Source organism: Ramlibacter ginsenosidimutans (assembly GCF_016654015.1).
In the GTDB taxonomy this organism is placed as follows: Bacteria; Pseudomonadota; Gammaproteobacteria; order Burkholderiales; family Burkholderiaceae_C; genus Ramlibacter; species Ramlibacter ginsenosidimutans.
Genome location: NZ_JAEPWM010000015.1, coordinates 1 through 20,425, shown reverse-complemented (window position 1 = coordinate 20,425; position 20,425 = coordinate 1). Strand labels below are relative to the sequence as shown.

Here is a 20,425-nt window from a genome sequence, read left to right as displayed (position 1 = left end):
GATGAGCACCGTCACGCCCTCCCCCGAGCTCGCGCCGCTGGCGCCGCCACAGGCCGCGGGCGCGGTCCGCGGCTGGTCGCCTGCATGGACCGTCGTCGCCGTGCTGGTCGTGCTCGCGGCCGCGGCCCTGCCCTTCCTGGTGAGCAACTACCGGGTGTTCCAGTTCTCGATGGTGCTGACCTACGCGATCGCCTTGCTGGGACTCAACATCCTCACCGGTTACAACGGCCAGATCTCGCTGGGGCACGGCGCGTTCTATGCCATCGGAGCCTACGTCACGGCCATCCTGATGGACCAGCACAACGTGCCTTACTGGCTGTGCGTCCCCGCGGCCGGCCTGGTGTGCCTGGTGGTGGGCTTCCTGTTCGGGCTGCCCGCTCTGCGGCTGGAAGGCGTGTACCTCGCGCTGGCCACCTTCGCGCTGGGCGTGGCGCTGCCGCAGGTGCTGAAATACAAGCACCTCGAGCAATGGACCGGCGGCGTGCAGGGCATCTCGCTGATCAAGCCCGACCCGCCGATCGCCTCGCTGTTCGGACTCAAGCTCAATCCCGATCGCTGGTTCTACCTGTTCGCGCTGTTCGTCACGGTGCTGATGTTCATCCTCGGCTGGAACCTGCTGCGCGGGCGCGTGGGCCGCGCGCTGATCGCGATCCGCGACCAGCCCATCGCGGCCGCGACCATGGGCATCGACACTGCGCTGTACAAGTCGCTCGCCTTCGGGGTCAGCGCGATGTTCACGGGTGTTGCGGGCGCGCTGGGCGCGATCGCGGTGGCCTTCGTCGCGCCGGACAGCTTCACGATCTTCCTGTCCATCTCGCTGCTGGTGGGCATGGTGGTGGGCGGCCTGGCCTCCATCACCGGTGCGATCTGGGGCGCGATGTTCATCCAGTTCGTGCCCAACGTCGCCGACCAGGTCTCGAAGGCGGCGCCGTGGGCCATCTACGGCGCGCTGATGATCCTCTTCATGTACGTGATGCCCACCGGCATCGCGGGCGCCTTGCGCCTGGCCTCGCAGCGCTGGCGGCGCCGCGCGCGCCGGCATCCTCCCGCGGCGTGATTGCCGTACCCGTGTCCCAGAAAGGAAGCTCCATGTCGATCAAGAACTGCATCGCACTGGCCGCCGTCGGGCTCGCGCTCGCGGCGGCGCCGGCCTTCGCCCAGAAGCAGTACGGGCCGGGTGCCAGCGACACCGAGATCAAGATAGGCAACACCATCCCGTACAGCGGTCCGGCGTCCGCCTACGGCTCGATCGGCAAGGTCGAGGCCGCGTACTTCAAGATGCTCAACGAGCAGGGCGGCATCAACGGCCGCAAGATCAACTACATCAGCCTGGACGACGGCTACAGCCCGCCCAAGACGGTGGAGATGATCCGCAGGCTGGTGGAGCAGGACGAGGTGCTGTTCACGGTCAGCACGCTGGGAACGCCGTCGAATTCGGCCATCCACAAGTACATGAACCAGAAGAAGGTGCCGCACCTCTTCCTCGCCACCGGCGCCTCCAAGTGGAACGACCCGAAGGACTTCCCCTGGACCATGGGCTTCAATCCCAACTACCAGAGCGAGGGCCGGCTGTACGCGCAGGACATCCTGCGCAACCACCCCAACGGGAAGATCGCGATCCTCTACCAGAACGACGACTACGGCAAGGACTACCTCAAGGGCTTCATGGACGGCCTGGGCGACAAGGGCAAGACGATGGTCGTGAAGACCGTGACCTATGAAGTCACGGACCCGACGGTCGACTCGCAGATCGTGACGCTGCAGGGTTCCGGGGCCGACATCTTCTTCAACATCACGACGCCGAAGTTCGCGGCGCAGGCGATCCGCAAGGTGGCCGACGTCGGCTGGAAGCCGGTGCACTACCTGAACCAGGTCTCGGCCAGCGTGGGCTCGGTGCTCAAGCCCGCCGGCCTCGACAAGTCCGTCGGCCTGATCTCGATGCAGTACATCAAGGATCCGACCGATCCCAAGTGGGCGAACGACCCCGCGATGAAGGACTACCTGGCGCTGCTGAAGAAATACGCCCCCGACGTCGATCCCCTGGACGGCAGCGCGGCGTACGGCCTGGCGGCGGCGCAGCTCACGGCGCAGGTGCTCAGGCAGTGCGGCAACAACCTCACGCGCGAGAACGTGATGAAGCAGGCCGCCAGCCTGAACTACCAGATTCCGATGGCGCTGCCGGGCGTGGTCGCGCAGACGGGGCCGAACGACTACGCCCCGTTCCAGACCATGCAGCTGGTGAAGTTCGACGGCAAGACCTGGGAGGGCTTCGGCGAGCCCATGGCGGTGAAGTAGCAGCCGCGCAGCACCGGCCGACGCCGACGCGCTCAGCCGACGCGCACCGTGCGGAAGCCGGCGAAGACGTCGCGCCGCTGCGGCTCGAAGAAGTTGCGGTAGCGCGCATGCGCCAGCGCCGCCGCTGTCGCCGGCGCGGCGCCGCGCAGCACCCGCCGCGATCCGAACCAGGGCTGCGAGTAGTCGCGGTACGGGTGCGGCGTGAAGCCCGGGTACGGCTCGAAGCGGCTGGCAGTCCACTCCCACACCTGCCCCCAGCGGAACCCCGGCGCCTGGAAGGCCGCGCACTCCCACTCCGCTTCGGTGGGCAGGCGCCGGCCCGCCCAGTGGCACCACGCCTGCGCTTCGTGCGCATTCAGGTGCACCGCCGCCTCGTCCTCGCGCAGCGGCTGCCAGGCGCCCCCGCGAATGCGCTCCCAGCCGGTGGCGCTGCGGCGCAGTGCCGCCGGCCGCCGGTGCGCCTGCTCCTCCAGCCAGGCGCGGCCTTCGCCCGACCACCACTGTAGCTCCTCGTAGCCGCCCGCTTCCACGAACGGCAGGAACGCGCCCCAGGTCAGCGGCTCGGCGTCGATGGCGAACGCGGCGAGCTCCACGTCGTGCGCACCCAGCTCGTTGTCGAACGCGAAGCCGCCCGGCCCGCTGCCGACGCGGAACACCTGGGCCGGCACTTGCAACTCGCCGCCGTGCGGCGCGAGCGGCGGCGCGCCGCTTTCGCCGACCGGGATGCCGAGGGCCTCGGCCATGTACACCGCGGCCTCCGCATGCATCTGCTCGTGCGCGGCCACCAGCCGGAAGAAGTAGAGCTCCGCATCGTCCGCTCGCTCCGGCAAGGTGTCCAGCAGCTCCAGCGTTCCGTGCAAGGTGCTTTCCAGGTAGGCCGCCGTGCCGGCGGCATCGGGCAAGGGCAGCTCCCAGCGGGTGCGATGCGCCACCCGGCTGGAGTCGTACCAGGCATCCGCCCGGGCGAGCAGCGATGCGGCGCGCGCGACCTCGGGATTCGCAGCCGCGCCGAGGTGCCGCTCGGGATTGCGCGCGATCCACCATTCCTGGAACCAGGCGATGTGGCCCAGCTCCCACAGCGGCGGATTCAGCCCGGGCGCATACGGCACGTGCGGCTCGGGCCCGAGCGCCGCGCGATAGTCCTGCGCCAGCTGCAAGGTGCGCTCGCGCGCCGCCAGCAGGGCCTCGCGCACGGCCGAACGCGGGCCCTGGCGCAAGGCCAGGGATTCGCGCGGCCCGGGCGCGCTATAAATCGGTGATGTCCCGTTCCCCATCGGTCGTCATCGTAAGCCCGGCGCAGGCGCAGGCCAACAATGGCAACTGGCGCACCGCGCAACGCTGGCAGGCGCTGCTCTCGGAGCGCGCGGCGGTGCGCATCACGGCGGCCTGGCCCGACGCGCAGGCCGGCGAGGACACCGTGATGCTGGCGCTGCATGCGCGCCGCTCCGCTGCGGCGATCGCCGCGTGGGCGCAGGCGCATCCCGGGCGCGGGCTCGCGGTGGTGCTCACGGGCACCGATCTCTACCAGGACATCGCCTCGGACGCATCGGCGCAGCGCTCGCTGGCGCTGGCCCAGCGGCTGGTCGTGCTGCAGGAGCAGGGCCCCTCCGGCTTGCCGGCGCAGCACCGGGCCAAGGCGCGCGTGATCTTCCAGTCGACGCCGGCGCGCGAACCGCTCGCCAAGCCGGGCGATCGCCTGCAGGCTGTCATGGTGGGCCACTTGCGTGCGGTCAAGGCACCCGAAGTCCTCTGGGACGCGGCTCAACTCGTGCGGGAACGCAGCGACATCGGCATCACGCAGATCGGCGACGGCGAAGCCGAGCCCGCACTGGCCCGGCAAGCCCGCGCAACCGCCGAGGCGTGCCCCGGCTTCACCTGGGCCGGCGCCCTGCCCCACGAACAGACGCTGGAGGCGATCCGCGCCGCCCACGTGCTGGTGCACACCAGCGCCATGGAAGGCGGGGCGCACGTGGTCATGGAGGCCGTGCGCTGCGGCACGCCGGTGCTGGCCAGCCGCGTGCCGGGCAACGTCGGCATGCTCGGGACGGGCTACACGGGGTATTTCCCGGCCGGCGACGGGCGTGCGCTGGCGGAATTGCTGCTCGCCTGCCGCGACACGCAGCAAGACCCCGCACAAGGCCTGCTGGCGCAGCTCGGCGCACAATGCGCCGAGCGCGCGCCGCTCTTCGATGCGGCCGCCGAGCGCACCGCGCTCCTGTCGCTGTTGGACGAACTGGAACCTGCTGCATGAACGCTGCCCTCCCCCGCACGGAACCCCGCCTCACCTCGCTGTCGCATGGCGGCGGGTGCGGCTGCAAGATCGCACCCGGCGTGCTGTCCGAGATCCTCAAGGGCACGGCGCGCCTGCCGGTGCCGCCGGAGCTGCTGGTCGGCATCGAGACTGCCGACGACGCCGCCGTCTACAAGCTGAACGACGAACAGGCCCTGATCGCCACGACGGACTTCTTCATGCCGATCGTGGACGATCCCTACGACTTCGGCCGCATCGCCGCGACCAATGCGATCTCCGACGTGTACGCCATGGGCGGCAAGCCCATCCTCGCGCTGGCCCTGGTGGGCATGCCGATCAGCGTGCTGAGCACCGCCACGATCGCCCGCATCCTCGAAGGCGGCGAATCGGTGTGCAAGGCGGCCGGCATCCCGATCGCCGGCGGCCACACGATCGACTCGGTCGAGCCGATCTACGGGCTGGTGGCGCTGGGCCTGGTGCACCCGCAACGCGTGAAGCGCAACGCCGATGCGCGTCCCGGTGACGTGCTCGTGCTGGGCAAACCGCTCGGCGTAGGCGTCCTGTCCGCCGCGCTGAAGAAGGAACAGCTGGACGCCGCCGGCTACGAACGCATGATCGCCACGACCACGCGCCTGAACACCCCCGGCCCCGAGCTGGCGGCGCTGGCAGGCGTGCATGCGCTCACGGACGTCACCGGCTTCGGCCTCGCCGGCCACGCGCTGGAGCTCGCGCGCGGCGCCGGCCTGTCCGCGGAGATCGACTGGTCGCAGGTGCCGCTGCTCGAGGGCGTGCGGGCGCTGGCGCAGGCCGGCTTCGTCACCGGCGCGTCGGGCCGCAACTGGGCCGGCTACGGCATGGACGTGCAGCTGCCCGCTGCGTTCGACGAGGCGGACCGGGCGCTGCTCAGCGATCCGCAGACCAGCGGCGGCCTGCTGGTGTCGTGCACACCCGACAGCGTGGACGAGGTGCTGGCCGTGTTCCGGCGCCATGGCTTCGGCCAGGCCGCCGTCATCGGACGCACCGTCGAGGGCGGCCCGCCCCGCCTGGTCATTCGCTGACGCCCAGGCGCCGCGCTCAGCCGAAGCGCGGCGCCCTGTTCTCCATCCCGGCCGCCACGGCCTCGCGCTGGTTCGGGCTGCCGAGCAGGCGTTGCTGTTCGTGCGCTTCGGCCAGCAGCACGCGTGGCGCATCGACCGGCGATGCCGTATTCAGCAGGCGCTTGGCCGCGCGGACCGCGTCCGGACTGCGCTCGGCGATCTGCCGCGCCATCGCCCGGGCTTCGGCCAGCGGGTCCTCGCTCTCCCGCGTGGCGAGCCCCAGCGTGACCGCCTCGCTGCCGCCCACGATGCGCCCGGTGAAAGTGAGCTCGCGCGCCACATCCGGGCGCACCAGCTCGGTGAGCAGCACGCAGCCCGCCATGTCGGGGACCAGCCCCCACTTGATCTCCATGACGGCCAGTTGCGCCTGCGGATGCACGATGCGCACGTCCGCGCCCAGTGCGATCTGCAGGCCGCCGCCGAAGGCCACGCCGTGCACGGCGGCGAGCACCGGGACCGGCAGCTCGCGCCAGCCCCACGCGACCTGCTGCCACGCGTTGGCCAGCCCGTGTGTGCGCGCGGCAAGCTCGCCGGTGCCGGCCGCCCCGCCGCCGGCGATGCCCTGCAGGCTGGACTTGTCCAGCCCGGCGCAGAACGCGCGGCCCTCGCCATGCAGGACCACCGCCCGCAAAACCTTGTCGCCACGCAGCCGCGCGATGGCATCGACCAGCGCCTGGAACATCGGCCCGTCCAGTGCATTCATCTTGTCGGCGCGGACGAGGGCGACCTCGGCCACCCCCTGGTCATCCATGCGCACGCGGACGCGGTCGTCGCTCATCGGCTTCCCCTGTCGTGGCCAGCCCGCATTCTGCGCGAGGTCAGGGTTCTGCAAGCCTGCCTCGGAGAGGGAAAACGGGGTCCGGGAACGCACCCACGTAGTACCACCTAGGGCTTTCCCCCCTTTCTGCGCTGCAGCATGCCCACCACCATTGCGCCTTCGACGGGACCCGGCAGGTCCCGCGTCGCGCCACGCATGCCGGAGAAACATTTGTCCGAAGAGATCATCCTGGAGACCCGGGGCCTGACCAAGGAATTCAAGGGATTCGTCGCCGTGAACGGCGTCGACCTGAAGGTCCGCCGCGGCGACATCCATGCACTGATCGGTCCGAACGGGGCGGGCAAGACGACCTTCTTCAACCTGCTGACGAAGTTCCTGCTGCCAACGCGGGGCACCATCCTGTACCGCGGGACCGACATCACGCACGAGAAGCCGGCGCAGACGGCGCGCCGCGGCCTCGTGCGCTCCTTCCAGATCTCGGCGGTGTTCCCGCACATGACGGTGCTGGAGAACGTGCGCGCCGCGCTGCAGCGCGGCCTGGGCACCACCTTCCACTTCTGGAAGCCCGAGAGCTCGCTGTATGGCCTGCACGACCGCGCCCGCCAGTTGCTGGCGCAAGTGGGCCTGCAGGACTTCGCCGACGAACTCACCGTGAACCTACCCTATGGCCGCAAGCGCGCCCTGGAGCTCGCGACCACGCTGGCCCTCGAGCCGGAGCTGATGCTGCTGGACGAGCCGACGCAGGGCATGGGCCACGAGGACGTGAGCCGCGTGACGCAGCTGATCAAGAAGGCCTCCGAGGGCCGCACCATCCTGATGGTCGAACACAACATGAACGTGGTCTCGTCGATCGCCGACCGCATCACGGTGCTGCAGCGGGGCACCATCATTGCCGATGGCCCGTATGCCGAAGTCTCGAAGAACCCGCAGGTGATCGAGGCCTACATGGGCAGCGCCGACACCGAACTGCAGGGAGCCCATTGATGCCGACAGAGATGCTGCGCATCGAGGACCTGCAGGCCTGGTACGGCGAGTCGCACATCCTGCACGGCGTGAACCTCACGGTGAACGAAGGCGAGGTGGTCTGCCTGCTCGGGCGCAACGGCGCCGGCCGCACGACGACACTGCGCGCCATCGTGGGCCTGACCGGCGCGCGCAAGGGCTCCATCCGCATCCGCGGCGAGGAAGCCATCCGGCTGGCCTCGCACAAGGTGGCGCGCCTGGGCGTGGGCTACTGCCCCGAGGAGCGCGGCATCTTTTCCTCGCTGTCCACGCAGGAGAACCTTCGCCTGCCGCCCGTCACCGCGCAGGGCGGCATGAGCGTGGACGAGATCTACGCCATGTTTCCCAACCTGAAGGAGCGCGCCGCCAGCCCGGGCACGCGCCTGTCCGGCGGCGAGCAGCAGATGCTGGCGGTGGCCCGCATCCTGCGCACCGGCGCGCGCCTGCTGCTGCTCGACGAGATCTCCGAAGGCCTGGCGCCCGTGATCGTGCAGAAGCTGGCGGAGACGATCCGCACCCTGAAGGCCCGCGGCTACACGATCATGCTGGTGGAGCAGAACTTCCGCTTCGCCGCCCCCCTCGCCGACCGCTTCTACGTGATGGAGCACGGCCGCATCGTCCAGCAGTTCGAGCAGCGCGAGCTCGCCGACAAGATGGACATGCTGCACGAGTTCCTCGGCGTCTGACCTGATTTCCGTTCGCATCCAACCAAGGAGACTTCCCATGAAAAAACGTCTTTCCCTGTCGGTCCTGTCCCTCGCGCTCGCGGGCGCCTTCGCCGCTTCCAGCGCGGCCGCCGCGCCCAATGAAGTCGTGATCGGCGACATCGACGACATGTCCGGCGTCTACGCCGACGTGATCGGCCAGGGCGGCGTCGAGGCGATCAAGATGGCCATCGCCGACTTCGGCGGTTCCGTGCTGGGCAAGAAGATCACCATCCTCACGGCCGACCACCAGAACAAGCCGGACGTGGGCGCCTCCAAGTTCCGCGAGTGGGCCGACCAGAACGGCGTCAACATGATCCTGGGCGGCTCCAACACCGGCGTGTCCATCGCGATGTCCAAGGTGGCCGGCCAGAAGAAGGTCCCCTTCATCGCCATCGGCGCCGCGGGTGCTTCGCTCACCAACGAGGACTGCACGCCCTACTCCGTGCACTACGCGTACGACACCACGTCGCTGGCCAACGGCACGGCGTCGGCGATCGTGCAGCAGGGCGGCAAGAGCTGGTACTTCCTGACCGCCGACTATGCGTTCGGCACGCAGCTGCGCACCGCCGCGACCGAAGTCGTCGAAAAGCACGGCGGCAAGTCGCTCGGTGAAGTGCGCGTGCCGCTGGGCACGACCGACTTCTCGTCCTTCCTGCTGCAGGCGCAAGGCTCCAAGGCGCAGGTGCTGGGCCTGGCCAACGCCGGCGCGGACTTCACCAACTCGCTGAAGGCGGCGCAGGAATTCGGCATCACCAAGCAGATGAAGCCGGCGGCGCTGCTCGCCTTCATCAGCGACATCCACTCCCTGGGCCTGAAGACGGCGCAGGGCCTGTACCTCACCACCGGCTGGTACTGGGACCTGAACGACGCCACCCGCGCGTGGTCCAAGCGCTACTTCTCCGTGATGAAGAAGGAAGCGACGATGAACCAGGCCGCGTACTACTCCGCCACGCTGCACTACCTGAACTCGGTGAAGGCCGCCGGCTCCACCGACCCGGACAAGGTCATGGCGGAGATGAAGAAGGAGAAGATCAACGACATGTTCGTCAAGGGCGGCTACATCCGCGCCGACGGCGTGATGATCCACCCGATGTACGTGATGCAGGTGAAGACGCCGGCCGAGTCCAAGTACCCCTGGGACTACTACAAGCTGGTGAAGACGATGTCCGGCGAGGAGGCCTTCGGCCCGATCACCGGCAAGTGCCAGTACGCCAAGAAGTAAGCCCCGGCCGGTGCGGCGGCCCTCGCCGCCGCACCGGCCTGCCACGCCCGCGACCTCATGACCGAAATCTTCGGCTATCCCATTCCCGTGATCCTGGGCCAGCTCATGCTGGGCCTGGTGAACGGTTCCTTCTACGCCATGCTCAGCCTGGGGCTGGCAGTGATCTTCGGTCTGCTGGGCGTCGTCAATTTCGCCCACGGCGCCTTCTACATGCTCGGGGCGTTCGCCGCCTACATCGGGCTGGAAGCGCTGGGCATCAATTACTGGGTCGCTCTGGTGCTGTCGCCGCTCGTGGTGGGCGGCGCCGGCATCGTGCTCGAGCGCCTCTTCCTCAAGCACCTGTACAAGCTCGATCCGCTGTACGGCCTGCTGCTGACCTTCGGACTCGCGCTGATCTTCGAAGGCGTCATGCGCTACTTCTACGGCTCCTCGGGCAACACCTATCCGGTGCCGGACGCGCTGCAGGGCGTATTCAACCTCGGCTTCATGATCCTGCCGATCTATCGCGCGTGGGTGATCGTCGCGTCGATGACCATCTGCTTCGCGACCTGGTTCATCATCGAACGCACCAGCCTTGGCGCGACGCTGCGCGCGGCCACCGAGAACCCGCGCCTGGTGCAGGCCTTCGGCATCAACGTGCCGCTGATCGTGATGCTCACGTACGGCGCCGGCGTCGGCCTGGCGGCGCTGGCGGGCGTGCTGTCCGCCCCGGTGATCCAGGTGTCGCCCCTGATGGGATCGTCGATCGTCGTCGTGGTGTTCGCCGTCGTCGTCATCGGCGGCATGGGCTCTATTCTCGGCTCCATCGTCAGCGGCCTCGCCCTGGGCATGATCGAGGGTTTCACCAAGGTCATCTACCCGGAAGCATCCAACGTGGTGGTGTTCGTCATCATGGCCATCGTGCTGGTCCTGCGGCCGGCCGGCCTGTTCGGACGGGAGTGAACATGCAGCGTTCCGTCGTCCTCCTCTATGCGGTGCTCGTGCTGGCCGGGCTCGTCGCGCCGTGGCTCGACATCTATCCCGTCTACCTGATGACGCTGTACTCGTTCGCGATCTTCGCGTGCGCGTTCAACCTGCTGCTGGGATTCGGCGGCATGCTGTCCTTCGGGCATGCGGCCTACTTCGGTCTCGGGGCCTACACCACCAGCTGGCTGGTGACGGCGCAGCACTGGGGCACGCTGCCCGCGATCCTGGCCGGCATGGCCGTTGCCGCGCTGGCCGGCGTGGTGATCGGCGGGCTCGCCATCCGGCGCTCGGGCATCTACCTGACCATGATCACGCTCGCGCTCGGGCAGCTGGTGTACTTCGTCTGCCTGCAGGCGCCCTTCACCGGCGGCGAGAACGGCATCCAGGGCGTGCCGCGCGGCACGCTGCTGGGCCTGCTGCCGCTGCGCCCGGACATGACGATGTACTACTTCGTCTTTGCGCTGCTCGTGCTGGTGTTCCTCGGCATCCGTCGCATCGTGTCGTCGCCCTTCGGCCAGGTGCTCAAGGCGATCCGCGAAAACGAGCCGCGCGCGATCTCGCTCGGCTACGACGTGAACCGCTACAAGCTGATGGTGTTCGTGCTGTCCGCCGCCATCGCCGGTCTGGGCGGCTCGCTGAAGGCACTCGTGCTGGGCTTCGCGACGCTCACCGACGTGATGCAGGGCAATTCCGGCGAGGTGATCCTCATGACGCTGCTGGGCGGCGCGGGTACCTTCCTGGGCCCGGTGGTCGGCGCCGGGGTGGTCGTCACGCTGCAGGACGTGCTCTCCGATCGCGTCGGCTCCTGGGTGACCGTGATCATCGGCTGCGTGTTCGTCGCCTGCGTGCTGGCGTTCCGCAAGGGCATCGTGGGCGAGTTCCTCGCATGGCGCGCCCGCCGCAGCGTCCGCGCGCAGGCCGGCGGCAGCGCCGATACGCCCGCGGGCGAAGCGGCGCCGGCGGCCGGCGAGGCGGCGGTGTCCTCCAGGTGATTGGAGAACGCCCGCAGCGGCGCTAACCTGCCTGCCTCGCACAGGAGAGGCTGATGAAAGATCTGTTTTCCCTCGAGGGCCGCGTGGCCCTGGTCACCGGCGGCTCGCGCGGCATCGGCCGCATGATCGCGACCGGGCTGCTGCACCAGGGCGCGAAGGTCTACATTTCCGCGCGCAAGGCGGCGGCCTGCGATGCGACCGCGAAGGAGCTGTCGTCCATCGGGCCGTGCATCTCGCTGCCCATCGACGTGTCCACCGTCGAAGGCGCGCGCCAGCTCGCGGGAGAGATCATGCGGCGCGAACCGGCGCTGCACATCCTGGTGAACAACGCCGGTGCCGCCTGGGGCGAGGACTTCGACACCTTCCCCGAGAACGGCTGGGACAAGGTGGTGGACCTGAACATGAAGACGCCGTTCTTCCTGACGCAGGCGCTGCACGGCGCGCTCAAGGAAGGCGCGAAGCAGCGTCCCGCGAAGGTGATCAACATCGCCTCGATCGACGGGATCTCGGTGAATCCGTGGGAAACCTACTCGTACAGCGCGAGCAAGGCGGGCCTGATCCACCTGACGAAGCGAATGGCGCTGCGGCTGGCCCGGGACAACATCGTGGTCAGCGGCATTGCGCCGGGCCCGTTCCCCTCCGACATGAACAAGGAAGCGCGCGACCACGGCGACCAGGTGGCCGGCCACGTGCCCGTCGGCCGCATCGGCAACACCGAGGACATGGCCGGCGCCGCGATCTACCTCGCCTCGCGCGCCGGCGACTACGTGGTCGGCGAAACCATCGTGGTCGACGGCGGCGTCACGATTGCCCGCGGCTGACCGATCTGCGCGCTTGCCGCGCTCCGCATTGCGCGGGATAGCATGCAGCGCGATGCCACCTGTGAAGAGGATCCGGCTTTGCCGGTCCTCTTCACACATGCTGGGGCCACTCTGAAAAATCGCCCTGGCGATTTTTCAGAGTGAAGGCAACGTGTAATTCTGCGGACCGCGGCTGGCGATCTTGATGGCGCCGACCTTGTTGCCCAGCTGCGCGCAGCGCGTGAGCGACCAGCCCTGCTCCAGCCCATGCAGCAGCGCGCCGCGCCAGGCGTCGCCGCACCCGGTCGGGTCGACGATCGCCGCGGGGCGTTCGGGCGGCACCAGCGTCACCTCGCCGTTCACCCACACCTCGCAGCCGTCGCCGCCCAGTGTGACCACCAGGCCGTCGACGCGCTTCGAGATTTCCGCGCTGCTCCAGCCCGTGCGCTCCGACAGCATCTTGCCCTCGTAGTCGTTGACGGTCACCCAGGTCGCCTGGTCGATGAACCTGGCGAGCTCGTCGCCGCCGAACATCGGCAGGCCCTGCCCCGGGTCGAACACGAAGGGGATGCCCGCCGCCTTGAACTGCGCCGCGTGCTGCAGCATCGCGTCGCGACCGTCGGGCGAGATCATGCCCAGCTTGATGTCCGGGCGCGGCTGCACCTTCACCTCGTGCGCCTGCATCATCGCGCCGGGGTGGAAGGCGGTGATCTGGTTGTTGTCGCGGTCGGTCATGATCATCGCCTGCGCCGTGTAGGTGTCGTCCACCCGCAGCACGAAGCGGCTGTCGATGCCGAGCGATTCGAGCCGCTGCAGGTAATCGCCGCCGTCGCTGCCCACCGCCCCCATGGGCAGCGGCGTGCCGCCCAGCAGCTTCAGGCTGTACGCGATGTTGCCCGCGCAGCCGCCGAAGTCCCGCCGCAGGCTGGGAACCAGGAAGGACACGTTCAGGATGTGCAGCTGGTCCGGCAGGATCTGCTCGGCGAAGCGGCCCTCGAAGCTCATGATGGTATCGAAGGCGAGGGATCCGCAGATGACGGCGGCCATGGTTCTCTTTCTCAGGGTCAGGGGTAGAAGGCAAGCAGGCGGTAGCCGGCCACGCGCGCGGCGCTGCCGGGGTCGACGCGCACGCCCACGGTGCGCGACCACTCGCCGGCCGCGGGGATCACGCCGTCGGCGGAGCCGAGTTCCGCCGGGCTCAGCACGCGGCGCACCACGGTCTGGTCCTGCGAGTCGGTGATGGTCAGCTCCATCGCCGGCGCGGCGACCTGCGTGGGCGCCGTGTTGCGCAACGTGAAACTCAGGCGATAGGTGTCGTTGCGCAGGCGATTGAAGGCGGAGCTGTCGATCAGGATGGCATCGATCTGCCGCGGCGGGCCTATCGTGCAATGCAGCGCATCGCACATGTGCTGCAGCGCCGGACGCAGCATCGGCTGCGCGAGCGCGAGCCGGTCGCGGTCCTGCCAGGCGACCTGCAGCGCGAGCAAGAGGCCGAGCACCAGCGCCAGCAACGCAAGCACCAGCCGCACGCCCGGCCGCGTCCACCACGCTTGGCGCCGGGCCTTGCGGACGAAGGAGACGTTCGGCACGTCCTCGTCGTCGTCCTCGTCCTCCTCGCGGTCGAAGTCGCCGGACAGCGCCTGCCCTTCCCGGCCAGTCTCCGGGCCGAGGTCCGACAGCGTGATCTCCGAGCGCCGGAACACGAAGGGGGCGTCGAGCGGGGAAGGCTCCAGCGCCGGGTCCGCCTCGTCGGCCAGGAAGAAGTCGGACGGATCGGTGGAGCGGCTGTCGGCCTGGTCTTCGGCGCCCGCGGTCGGTCGCGCATACAGGTCGGCGGGCCGCGGCTGCAGTGTGTCGGGCGTCGTGGCCTGGTCGTCCGGTGGGGACGGCGGCGGCAGCGGCGCGTGGGTCGTGGCCTTTGCTTCCGGCAAGTTGCCCAGCACGGATTCGTCGGTGAGGTGCGCCGTGGCGTCGAACACCTCGCTGCAATGGCCGCAGCGCACCCAGCCCTCGGAGATCTTCAGCTGGTCCGGCACGACACGGAACATCGTGCCGCAGGCGGGACAGCTGGTGATCAGGCTCATGGGCGTATTTTCACCCGGAACAACGGCGCGCCATCCGGAGCCCGTCTTCGCCTGCGGGGGCGGCCACGTCCCCGGGTCCGCGCCAGGAGGGACTCAGGGCGCCGCCGGCCCGGTCAGCACTGTGCCGTCATCAGGATCCAGCCGTCTTCCTCGTCGCTCACCTGCAGCGCCGCATAGGGAGCGTAGGCCTCCTGCAGCTCGCTCGCCTGGCGCGCGAGGATGCCGGCGAGCACCAGGTGTCCGCCCGGTGCCACGTGGCCGCACAGCAGCGGAGCGAGCACCTTCAGCGGCGTCGCCAGGATGTTGGCGAGCACGGTGTCGTAGCGGCCGCTGGCGCGGTCCGGCAGTCCCGCCGCGAGCTGCACGCCGTTGGCGCGCGCGTTGTCCTCGGTGGAGCGCACGGCCGCTTCGTCGATGTCGACGGCGTCCACAGCCGCGGCGCCGAACTTCGCCGCGCCGATGGCGAGGATGCCGGAGCCGCAACCGTAGTCCAGCACGCGCTGGCCCTGGGGCGGATGGTGGGCGATCCACCGCAGGCACATGCGCGTGGTGGGATGCGTGCCGGTGCCGAAGGCCAGGCCGGGATCGAGCCGGATCACCTGCTGCGCGGCGGCCGGCGGTTCATGCCAGGTCGGCACGATCCAGAAGCTGGGCGTCACCTGCACGGGCTCGAATTGCGATTGCGTGAGGCGCACCCAGTCCTGGTCGGGAACGGCTTGCACGCCGAGGATCCGGCAGTCGACGAAGAAGTCCTGCGGCGCGAGCAACTGCGCGGCTTCCCTGGCCTGGGCTTCGTCGGCGAACAGCGACACCACCAGCGAGCGCTGCCAGCCTTCCTTGGGCGGAGGCAGGCCCGGCTCGCCGAACAGCGCCTGTTCGGCCGGGGTCTGCGCGTCGGCGTCCTCGACCGAGACGCTCAGTGCGTCGAGCGCCTCGAGTGCGTCGGTGACGGGCTCGACACGCTCTTCAGGGCACAGCAGGCGCAGTTCGAACATGGAGATCTCCGGGGCTGTTCCCGCGCGGCGCGTGGCGGCGCCGCTGCCGGGTCGCGATCACCTCTTGTGATGCGAGAGCCACTCTTCCAGGTAGTGGATGTTGGTGCCGCCGGCCATGAACTTGGCGTCGACCATCAGCTCGCGGTGCAGCGGGATGTTGGTCTTGATGCCCTCGACCACCGTCTCGCCGAGCGCACCGCGCATGCGGGCCAGCGCCTGCTCGCGCGTGTCGCCGTGGACGATGATCTTGCCGATCATGCTATCGTAGTTGGGCGGCACGAAGTAGTTGTTGTACACGTGCGAGTCCACCCGCACGCCGGGGCCGCCGGGCTGGTGCCACATGGTGATGCGTCCCGGCGAGGGCACGAAGTTGTACGGGTCCTCGGCGTTCACGCGGCACTCGAGCGCGTGGCCGCGCAGCACGATGTCGCCCTGCTTGAACGGCAGCCGCTCGCCGGCAGCGACGCGGATCTGCATCTTCACGATGTCGATGCCGGTGATCAGCTCCGTCACCGGATGCTCCACCTGCACGCGCGTGTTCATCTCGATGAAGTAGAACTCGCCGTTCTCGTAGAGGAACTCGAAGGTGCCCGCGCCGCGGTAGCCGATCTTGCGGCAGGCCGCGGAGCAGCGCTCGCCGATCTTCTCGATCAGCTTGCGGGGGATGCCGGGCGCCGGCGCTTCCTCGATCACCTTCTGGTGCCGGCGCTGCATGGAGCAGTCGCGCTCCCCCAGGTACACCGCGTTCTTGTGCTTGTCGGCCAGCACCTGGATCTCGATGTGGCGCGGGTTCTGGAGGAATTTCTCCATGTACACGGCCGGATTGCCGAACGCGGCCTGCGCCTCGGCCTTGGTCATCTGCACCGAGTTGATCAGCGCCGCTTCGGTGTGCACCACGCGCATGCCGCGGCCGCCGCCGCCGCCCGCGGCCTTGATGATCACCGGGTAGCCCACGCTGCGGGCGATGCGGCGGATCTCCGCCGGGTTGTCGGGCAGTTCGCCCTCCGAGCCGGGCACGCAAGGCACGCCGGCCTTGATCATGGCCTGCTTGGCGGACACCTTGTCGCCCATGGTCCGGATGTTCTCGGGCGTCGGCCCGATGAACTGGAATCCGCTCTTCTCCACCCGCTCGGCGAAGTCGGCGTTCTCGGACAGGAAGCCGTAGCCCGGATGGATCGCCTCGGCGTCCGTGACTTCGGCCGCCGCGATGATCGCGGGCATGTTCAGGTAGCTGTGGGACGACGGAGGCGGGCCGATGCAGACCGCCTCGTCCGCCAGCTTCACGTACTTGGCTTCGCGGTCGGCCTCGGAGTAGACCATCACGGCCTTCACGCCCAGCTCGTTGCACGCGCGCTGAATCCTCAGGGCGATTTCGCCGCGATTGGCGACCAGGATCTTCTTAAACATTCGTGTTCTCGCGGCTCGTCGCCCTGTGTGCGCTGCGCGCCCACGCGCGCTTTGGTGCGTGCTCACATGCGCTGCGCGCAGATGTGAGCGCGCCCCCCGGCCTGCGGCCCGCGCCGCAATTGGCGACCAGGATCTTCTGGAGCATTTCTTATTCGATGACGAACAGCGGCTGGCCGTATTCGACGGCCTGCCCGTTCTCGCAAAGGATCTTCGCGATCGTGCCGGCCTTGTCGGCCTCGATCTCGTTGAGGATCTTCATCGCCTCGATGATGCAGATGGTCTCGCCTTCCTTGACCACGCTGCCGACCTCGACGAACGCCTTCGCGCCCGGCGCCGAAGCACGGTAGAACGTGCCCACCATGGGCGACTTGACCGTGTGGCCCTTCTCCGCTTCGGGCGCCGCAGGCACGGTCGCAGCCGGTGCCAGCATGGGTGCCGGTGCGGCGTTCCCGGCGGGCATGGGTGCCGGGGCGTAATACGCCTGCGCGGCCGCAGGGCCGCCCTTCACGATGCGGACCTTGCCCTCCGCTTCGGTGATCTCCAGTTCGGACACGTTCGATTCCGACACGAGGTCGATCAGCGTCTTGAGTTTGCGCAAGTCCATGGAGGTTCTCCTGCCTCGTCTTCAAAGAGGACGCGAATTTACAGCAAAAATCGCGTTCTTCCGGCTTTTTGCAGGAACGATGGCTCAATCAATCGGATCCGCTCCAGATTCCAGAACGGATGCAAGCGCCGGCGCAAGCGCCCCGCGCCGCTCAGGAGAAGCCGGACCAGGTCTTCAGGTCGGCGTCGCTGAGCCGGCCCATTCTACGCTGCAGCACGCGGCCATCGGCCGCAAAAAGCACCGAAAACGGCAGGCCGCCGGCATCGTTGCCCAGGTCGCGGGTCAGTTCCGTGCCCTGCAAACCGGCCAGTCCGATGGGATAGCCGATGGGGGTGCGTTCCAGGAACTTGCGCACCGCGGAGGGCTGGTCGATCGCAAGTCCGACCGTTTGCCATCCGTTCGCTGCATGTTGGCGGTAGAACGCATCGAGCATCGGCATCTCCTCGACGCAGGGCGCGCACCAGGTCGCCCAGAAGTTCAGCAGCAGCGGCTTGCCGCGGAATGCGGACATGGCCAGCGGCGTGCCTTGCGGCGTGTCGAAGGAAAGCGGCCACAGGCGTTCGGCCGCGCCGGTGTCGACCGCGCCGGGGCGCAGCTTCCACCACGCAACGCCGGCGCCCGCGGCCGCGGCGGCGGCACCCACCGCAGCGAGCAACCAGCCGCGCCGGCTCGGTCCGGCAGCGGGAGCATCCGGCTCCTGGATCGCTTCATGCATCATGGGTCTCCGCGATGAGGGCGCGCACGGCGGCCAGGTCGCCGCGGGGCGTGCGCCCCTTGTTGTCGGGCTTGAGCGCGCCGCGCAGGTCGTCGTGGTCGTACACCAGCAGGTGCACGCCCACGGGCTCCCCGAGCTCCTTGCTCATGCTGCTGATGCTCAGGGCCTCCACCGCTTCACCGTGGAAGCCCGTGACCGTGCGCGGCGTGTAGTCGACCGCGTGGTCGATCAGGGCGATCTCGGCGGACTTGGGGTCGTCGCAGAACAGTTGCAGGTAGATGTCGGACAGCCGGGTGGCCGTCCCATGCCATACCGCGCCGGCGAGGTAAGGGCGGAACTGCGCCAGCCGTTCCATCCAGGTCAGGGCCAGCCGGCGCAGGGCGGCCAGTTCCGCCGGCTGCGTCTCGGCGCAGAACAGGTCGATGTATTCGCGGACCGCATCTTCCAGCAACTCGTTGTCGGGCAGCGCCGTGCGCGCGCCCAGCCCGAGTTGCCTGGCGGCGCGCCGCTTGGCCGCGCCGTATTCCAGGCCCTCCTCCACCACCAGCCGCGCGGCGGTGGCGGCGATCTCCGACTGCAAGGTGTCCATCAGGTGCATTCTGCATGGACGGGCGCGCCCCGGGTCCCTACAGTGGCTTCTCCACTTCGGGGGTCCGGCATGCAAAGCACGATGATGACCACGCCGCTGTCGCTCAACCACCTGCTCGAGCGCGCCGGCCAGCTGTTCCATCGCAACGAGATCGTCTCGCGGCTGCCGGACAAGTCGCTGCGGCGGCACACCTATGGCGAGTTCTACGAGCGCACCCGGGCCCTCGCATCGGCGCTCGAGCGGCTCGGCCTGCGCAAGGGCGAACGAGTCGCGACGCTTTGCTGGAACCACCACGCCCACCTGGAGTGCTACTTCGGCATCCCCGCCGCCGGCGGCGTGATGCACACGCTCAACCTGCGGCTGTCGCCCGACGAGATCGGCTGGATCGCTGGCAACGCGCAAGACCGCTTCCTGGTCGTCGACGACGTGCTGCTGCCGCTGTACAAGCAGTTCGCGGGCCTGCATCGCTTCGAGAAGGTGATCGTGTTCCCGTTCTCCGGCGCGCCCGTGCCGGCGGAGTTCACAGACTACGAGGCCTTGCTGGCCGACGCGGATGCGCAAGGCTTCCGCTATGCGGAGCACGACGAGAACGACCCGGTCGCCATGTGCTACACGTCGGGCACGACCGGCCGGCCGAAGGGCGTCGCCTACTCGCACCGCTCGACGATCCTGCACACACTCGTCGCGAGCCTGGGTGATTCCTGGGGATTGCGCGGCACGGATGTCGTCCTGCCGGTCACCCCCATGTTCCACGCCAACAGCTGGGGCATCCCCTACGGCGCGGTGATGATGGGAGTGAAGCTGGTGTTCCCGGGGCCGCACCTGCATCCCGAAGACCTGCTCGACCTGATGCAGGTCGAGCCGCCGACGCTCTCGCTTGGCGTCCCGACCATCTGGCTGAGCCTGATCCAGACCTTCGATGCGGCGCAGGCCCCGGACTCGCCGCACCACGGCCGCTGGAAGCTGCCCCGCGGCATGCGCTCGCTGGTGGGCGGCGCGGCGGTGCCCGAGGCCCTCATCCGCGCGTTCGACCGCCAGGGCATCTGGATCGGCCAGGGCTGGGGCATGACCGAGACCTCGCCCGTCTGCACCGTCTCCTATCCGCGGGCCGAGCTCCAGGGCGCGAGCGACGACGAGAAGTACCGCCGGGCGGCCATGGCCGGCGTGCCCGTGCCGCTGGTGGAGCTGCGGGTGATCGGCGACACCGGCGAGCAGCCGTGGGACGGCAAGAGCGTGGGCGAGATCCAGGTGCGCGGCCCCTTCATCACGGGCAGCTACCACGAGGTTCCGCGCAGTCCCGACAAGTTCACCGACGACGGGTGGCTGCGTACGGGCGACGTTGCCAGCGTGGACGACCTCGGTTTCGTGCGCATCACCGACCGCACCAAGGACCTGATCAAGTCCGGGGGCGAATGGATCAGCTCGGTGGACCTCGAGAACGCGCTGATGGGACACCCCGCCGTGGCCGAAGCGGCGGTCATCGCCATTCCCGACGAGAAGTGGAGCGAACGGCCGCTCGCCTGCGTGGTGCTGAAGAAGGGCGCGGACGCGCATGCGGGCCAGCTGAACGAGCACCTGCTGAAGCACGGGTTCGCGAAATGGCAATTGCCCGAACGCTACGAGTTCATCGACGCGGTGCCGCGCACGTCCACGGGCAAGTTCTGGAAGCTGAAGCTGCGCGAGCGCTTTCCGCGCTGACGCGGAAAGCGGGCTACCGGACGCAGAGGTTGCAAAAGGGAACAGCCAAAGTACGCAAAAAAGACATTTCTAGATGGAAGCCCTTTTGCGTCCCCTGCGAAACCTTTGCGTGGCGGATTCAACCGGTCACCGCAACAGTGCCTTGGCTAGTGTATCGGCCGGGGTGCTATAGCCAAGGGTCTTGCGTGGACGGGTGTTGAGCCTGTCGGCCACAGCATCGAGC

20 protein-coding genes are annotated in these 20,425 nt (G+C 68.8%); 11 read left to right on the top strand and 9 right to left on the bottom strand.

All coding sequences use genetic code 11. From position 1 onward, the window contains the following. The first annotated feature begins 1 nt into the window (after position 1). A complete protein-coding gene (locus JJB11_RS23960) occupies positions 2–1,057 on the top strand; it encodes a branched-chain amino acid ABC transporter permease (RefSeq protein WP_201177564.1) in 1,056 nt (351 codons plus the stop codon). 32 nt (positions 1,058–1,089) lie between these two features. Next, positions 1,090–2,295 (top strand): ABC transporter substrate-binding protein, encoded by a 1,206-nt coding sequence (locus tag JJB11_RS23955; protein WP_201177562.1) that lies wholly within the window; start codon positions 1,090–1,092, stop codon positions 2,293–2,295. Between the two features lie 32 nt (positions 2,296–2,327). On the opposite strand, the gene senA is transcribed toward JJB11_RS23955, so the two are convergent. Then, positions 2,328–3,569, bottom strand: a complete 1,242-nt coding sequence (gene senA / locus JJB11_RS23950) for a selenoneine synthase SenA (RefSeq protein WP_201177560.1) — start codon at positions 3,567–3,569, stop codon at positions 2,328–2,330. On the opposite strand from senA, the gene senB reads away from it, so the two are divergent. Next, positions 3,554–4,546 carry a selenoneine biosynthesis selenosugar synthase SenB gene (senB, locus tag JJB11_RS23945; RefSeq protein ID WP_201177552.1) on the top strand — a complete coding sequence of 331 codons (993 nt, stop codon included), beginning with the start codon at positions 3,554–3,556 and terminating at the stop codon, positions 4,544–4,546. The genes senA and senB overlap by 16 nt on opposite strands. Beyond that, the gene (gene selD / locus JJB11_RS23940) at positions 4,543–5,604 is read left to right on the top strand and encodes a selenide, water dikinase SelD (RefSeq protein WP_201177550.1); all 1,062 of its coding nucleotides are present in this window, start codon (positions 4,543–4,545) and stop codon (positions 5,602–5,604) included. The genes senB and selD overlap by 4 nt, the downstream gene beginning before the upstream one ends. 16 nt (positions 5,605–5,620) lie before the next feature. On the opposite strand, the gene JJB11_RS23935 is transcribed toward selD, so the two are convergent. Further along, positions 5,621–6,421: a crotonase/enoyl-CoA hydratase family protein gene (locus tag JJB11_RS23935; RefSeq protein ID WP_201177548.1), complete on the bottom strand. Its 801-nt coding sequence runs from the start codon at positions 6,419–6,421 to the stop codon at positions 5,621–5,623. 210 nt (positions 6,422–6,631) lie between these two features. On the opposite strand from JJB11_RS23935, the gene JJB11_RS23930 reads away from it, so the two are divergent. Genes JJB11_RS23930 through JJB11_RS23905 form a run of 6 tightly spaced genes read left to right on the top strand, consistent with a single transcriptional unit; the run spans position 6,632 to position 12,131 of the window. Continuing rightward, positions 6,632–7,405, top strand: coding sequence for an ABC transporter ATP-binding protein (locus JJB11_RS23930; RefSeq protein ID WP_201965076.1), 774 nt, complete (start codon positions 6,632–6,634; stop codon positions 7,403–7,405). Then, positions 7,405–8,109 (top strand): ABC transporter ATP-binding protein, encoded by a 705-nt coding sequence (locus tag JJB11_RS23925; RefSeq protein ID WP_201177545.1) that lies wholly within the window; start codon positions 7,405–7,407, stop codon positions 8,107–8,109. The genes JJB11_RS23930 and JJB11_RS23925 overlap by 1 nt, the downstream gene beginning before the upstream one ends. A gap of 37 nt (positions 8,110–8,146) precedes the next feature. After that, positions 8,147–9,352 (top strand): ABC transporter substrate-binding protein, encoded by a 1,206-nt coding sequence (locus JJB11_RS23920; RefSeq protein WP_201177544.1) that lies wholly within the window; start codon positions 8,147–8,149, stop codon positions 9,350–9,352. Between the two features lie 57 nt (positions 9,353–9,409). Continuing rightward, a complete protein-coding gene (locus JJB11_RS23915) occupies positions 9,410–10,294 on the top strand; it encodes a branched-chain amino acid ABC transporter permease (RefSeq protein ID WP_201177543.1) in 885 nt (294 codons plus the stop codon). A gap of 2 nt (positions 10,295–10,296) precedes the next feature. Next, positions 10,297–11,310 carry a branched-chain amino acid ABC transporter permease gene (locus tag JJB11_RS23910; RefSeq protein ID WP_201177542.1) on the top strand — a complete coding sequence of 338 codons (1,014 nt, stop codon included), beginning with the start codon at positions 10,297–10,299 and terminating at the stop codon, positions 11,308–11,310. Positions 11,311–11,363: 53 nt separating this feature from the next. Continuing rightward, positions 11,364–12,131, top strand: a complete 768-nt coding sequence (locus tag JJB11_RS23905; protein ID WP_201177541.1) for an SDR family oxidoreductase — start codon at positions 11,364–11,366, stop codon at positions 12,129–12,131. Positions 12,132–12,266: 135 nt separating this feature from the next. Here JJB11_RS23905 and JJB11_RS23900 read toward each other — a convergent pair whose 3' ends face one another. From JJB11_RS23900 to JJB11_RS23870, 7 genes are all read right to left on the bottom strand, one after another. Continuing rightward, positions 12,267–13,157 (bottom strand): carbohydrate kinase family protein, encoded by an 891-nt coding sequence (locus tag JJB11_RS23900; RefSeq protein WP_201177540.1) that lies wholly within the window; start codon positions 13,155–13,157, stop codon positions 12,267–12,269. A gap of 17 nt (positions 13,158–13,174) precedes the next feature. Further along, positions 13,175–14,194: a DUF3426 domain-containing protein gene (locus JJB11_RS23895; RefSeq protein ID WP_201177538.1), complete on the bottom strand. Its 1,020-nt coding sequence runs from the start codon at positions 14,192–14,194 to the stop codon at positions 13,175–13,177. Between the two features lie 113 nt (positions 14,195–14,307). Further along, positions 14,308–15,189, bottom strand: a complete 882-nt coding sequence (gene prmA / locus JJB11_RS23890) for a 50S ribosomal protein L11 methyltransferase (RefSeq protein ID WP_201177536.1) — start codon at positions 15,187–15,189, stop codon at positions 14,308–14,310. Between the two features lie 57 nt (positions 15,190–15,246). Then, positions 15,247–16,596: an acetyl-CoA carboxylase biotin carboxylase subunit gene (gene accC, locus JJB11_RS23885; RefSeq protein WP_201177534.1), complete on the bottom strand. Its 1,350-nt coding sequence runs from the start codon at positions 16,594–16,596 to the stop codon at positions 15,247–15,249. 148 nt (positions 16,597–16,744) lie between these two features. Next, positions 16,745–17,200, bottom strand: a complete 456-nt coding sequence (gene accB, locus JJB11_RS23880) for an acetyl-CoA carboxylase biotin carboxyl carrier protein (protein WP_201177532.1) — start codon at positions 17,198–17,200, stop codon at positions 16,745–16,747. A gap of 151 nt (positions 17,201–17,351) precedes the next feature. Beyond that, positions 17,352–17,918, bottom strand: coding sequence for a TlpA family protein disulfide reductase (locus JJB11_RS23875; protein WP_201177530.1), 567 nt, complete (start codon positions 17,916–17,918; stop codon positions 17,352–17,354). Continuing rightward, complete coding sequence (locus tag JJB11_RS23870; RefSeq protein ID WP_201177527.1) at positions 17,908–18,504, bottom strand: hypothetical protein; 597 nt, start codon at positions 18,502–18,504, stop codon at positions 17,908–17,910. Before JJB11_RS23870 ends, JJB11_RS23875 begins: the two co-directional genes overlap by 11 nt. A 69-nt stretch (positions 18,505–18,573) precedes the next feature. On the opposite strand from JJB11_RS23870, the gene JJB11_RS23865 reads away from it, so the two are divergent. Continuing rightward, positions 18,574–20,202, top strand: a complete 1,629-nt coding sequence (locus JJB11_RS23865) for a long-chain fatty acid--CoA ligase (RefSeq protein WP_201177525.1) — start codon at positions 18,574–18,576, stop codon at positions 20,200–20,202. Positions 20,203–20,425: the final 223 nt, after the last annotated feature.

Excerpts from the sequence above, each read along its gene's own strand:
- JJB11_RS23870 (WP_201177527.1), bottom strand. The coding sequence starts at position 18,504 with ATGGACACCTTGCAGTCGGAGATCGCCGCCACCGCCGCGCGGCTGGTG.
- JJB11_RS23935 (WP_201177548.1), bottom strand. The coding sequence starts at position 6,421 with ATGAGCGACGACCGCGTCCGCGTGCGCATGGATGACCAGGGGGTGGCC.
- JJB11_RS23960 (WP_201177564.1), top strand. The coding sequence starts at position 2 with ATGAGCACCGTCACGCCCTCCCCCGAGCTCGCGCCGCTGGCGCCGCCA.
- JJB11_RS23905 (WP_201177541.1), top strand. The coding sequence starts at position 11,364 with ATGAAAGATCTGTTTTCCCTCGAGGGCCGCGTGGCCCTGGTCACCGGC.
- JJB11_RS23910 (WP_201177542.1), top strand. The coding sequence starts at position 10,297 with ATGCAGCGTTCCGTCGTCCTCCTCTATGCGGTGCTCGTGCTGGCCGGG.
- JJB11_RS23955 (WP_201177562.1), top strand. The coding sequence starts at position 1,090 with ATGTCGATCAAGAACTGCATCGCACTGGCCGCCGTCGGGCTCGCGCTC.
- senB (WP_201177552.1), top strand. The coding sequence starts at position 3,554 with ATGTCCCGTTCCCCATCGGTCGTCATCGTAAGCCCGGCGCAGGCGCAG.
- JJB11_RS23895 (WP_201177538.1), bottom strand. The coding sequence starts at position 14,194 with ATGAGCCTGATCACCAGCTGTCCCGCCTGCGGCACGATGTTCCGTGTC.
- selD (WP_201177550.1), top strand. The coding sequence starts at position 4,543 with ATGAACGCTGCCCTCCCCCGCACGGAACCCCGCCTCACCTCGCTGTCG.
- accC (WP_201177534.1), bottom strand. The coding sequence starts at position 16,596 with ATGTTTAAGAAGATCCTGGTCGCCAATCGCGGCGAAATCGCCCTGAGG.
- JJB11_RS23900 (WP_201177540.1), bottom strand. The coding sequence starts at position 13,157 with ATGGCCGCCGTCATCTGCGGATCCCTCGCCTTCGATACCATCATGAGC.
- JJB11_RS23865 (WP_201177525.1), top strand. The coding sequence starts at position 18,574 with ATGCAAAGCACGATGATGACCACGCCGCTGTCGCTCAACCACCTGCTC.
- accB (WP_201177532.1), bottom strand. The coding sequence starts at position 17,200 with ATGGACTTGCGCAAACTCAAGACGCTGATCGACCTCGTGTCGGAATCG.
- senA (WP_201177560.1), bottom strand. The coding sequence starts at position 3,569 with ATGGGGAACGGGACATCACCGATTTATAGCGCGCCCGGGCCGCGCGAA.
- JJB11_RS23875 (WP_201177530.1), bottom strand. The coding sequence starts at position 17,918 with ATGATGCATGAAGCGATCCAGGAGCCGGATGCTCCCGCTGCCGGACCG.
- JJB11_RS23915 (WP_201177543.1), top strand. The coding sequence starts at position 9,410 with ATGACCGAAATCTTCGGCTATCCCATTCCCGTGATCCTGGGCCAGCTC.
- prmA (WP_201177536.1), bottom strand. The coding sequence starts at position 15,189 with ATGTTCGAACTGCGCCTGCTGTGCCCTGAAGAGCGTGTCGAGCCCGTC.
- JJB11_RS23920 (WP_201177544.1), top strand. The coding sequence starts at position 8,147 with ATGAAAAAACGTCTTTCCCTGTCGGTCCTGTCCCTCGCGCTCGCGGGC.
- JJB11_RS23925 (WP_201177545.1), top strand. The coding sequence starts at position 7,405 with ATGCCGACAGAGATGCTGCGCATCGAGGACCTGCAGGCCTGGTACGGC.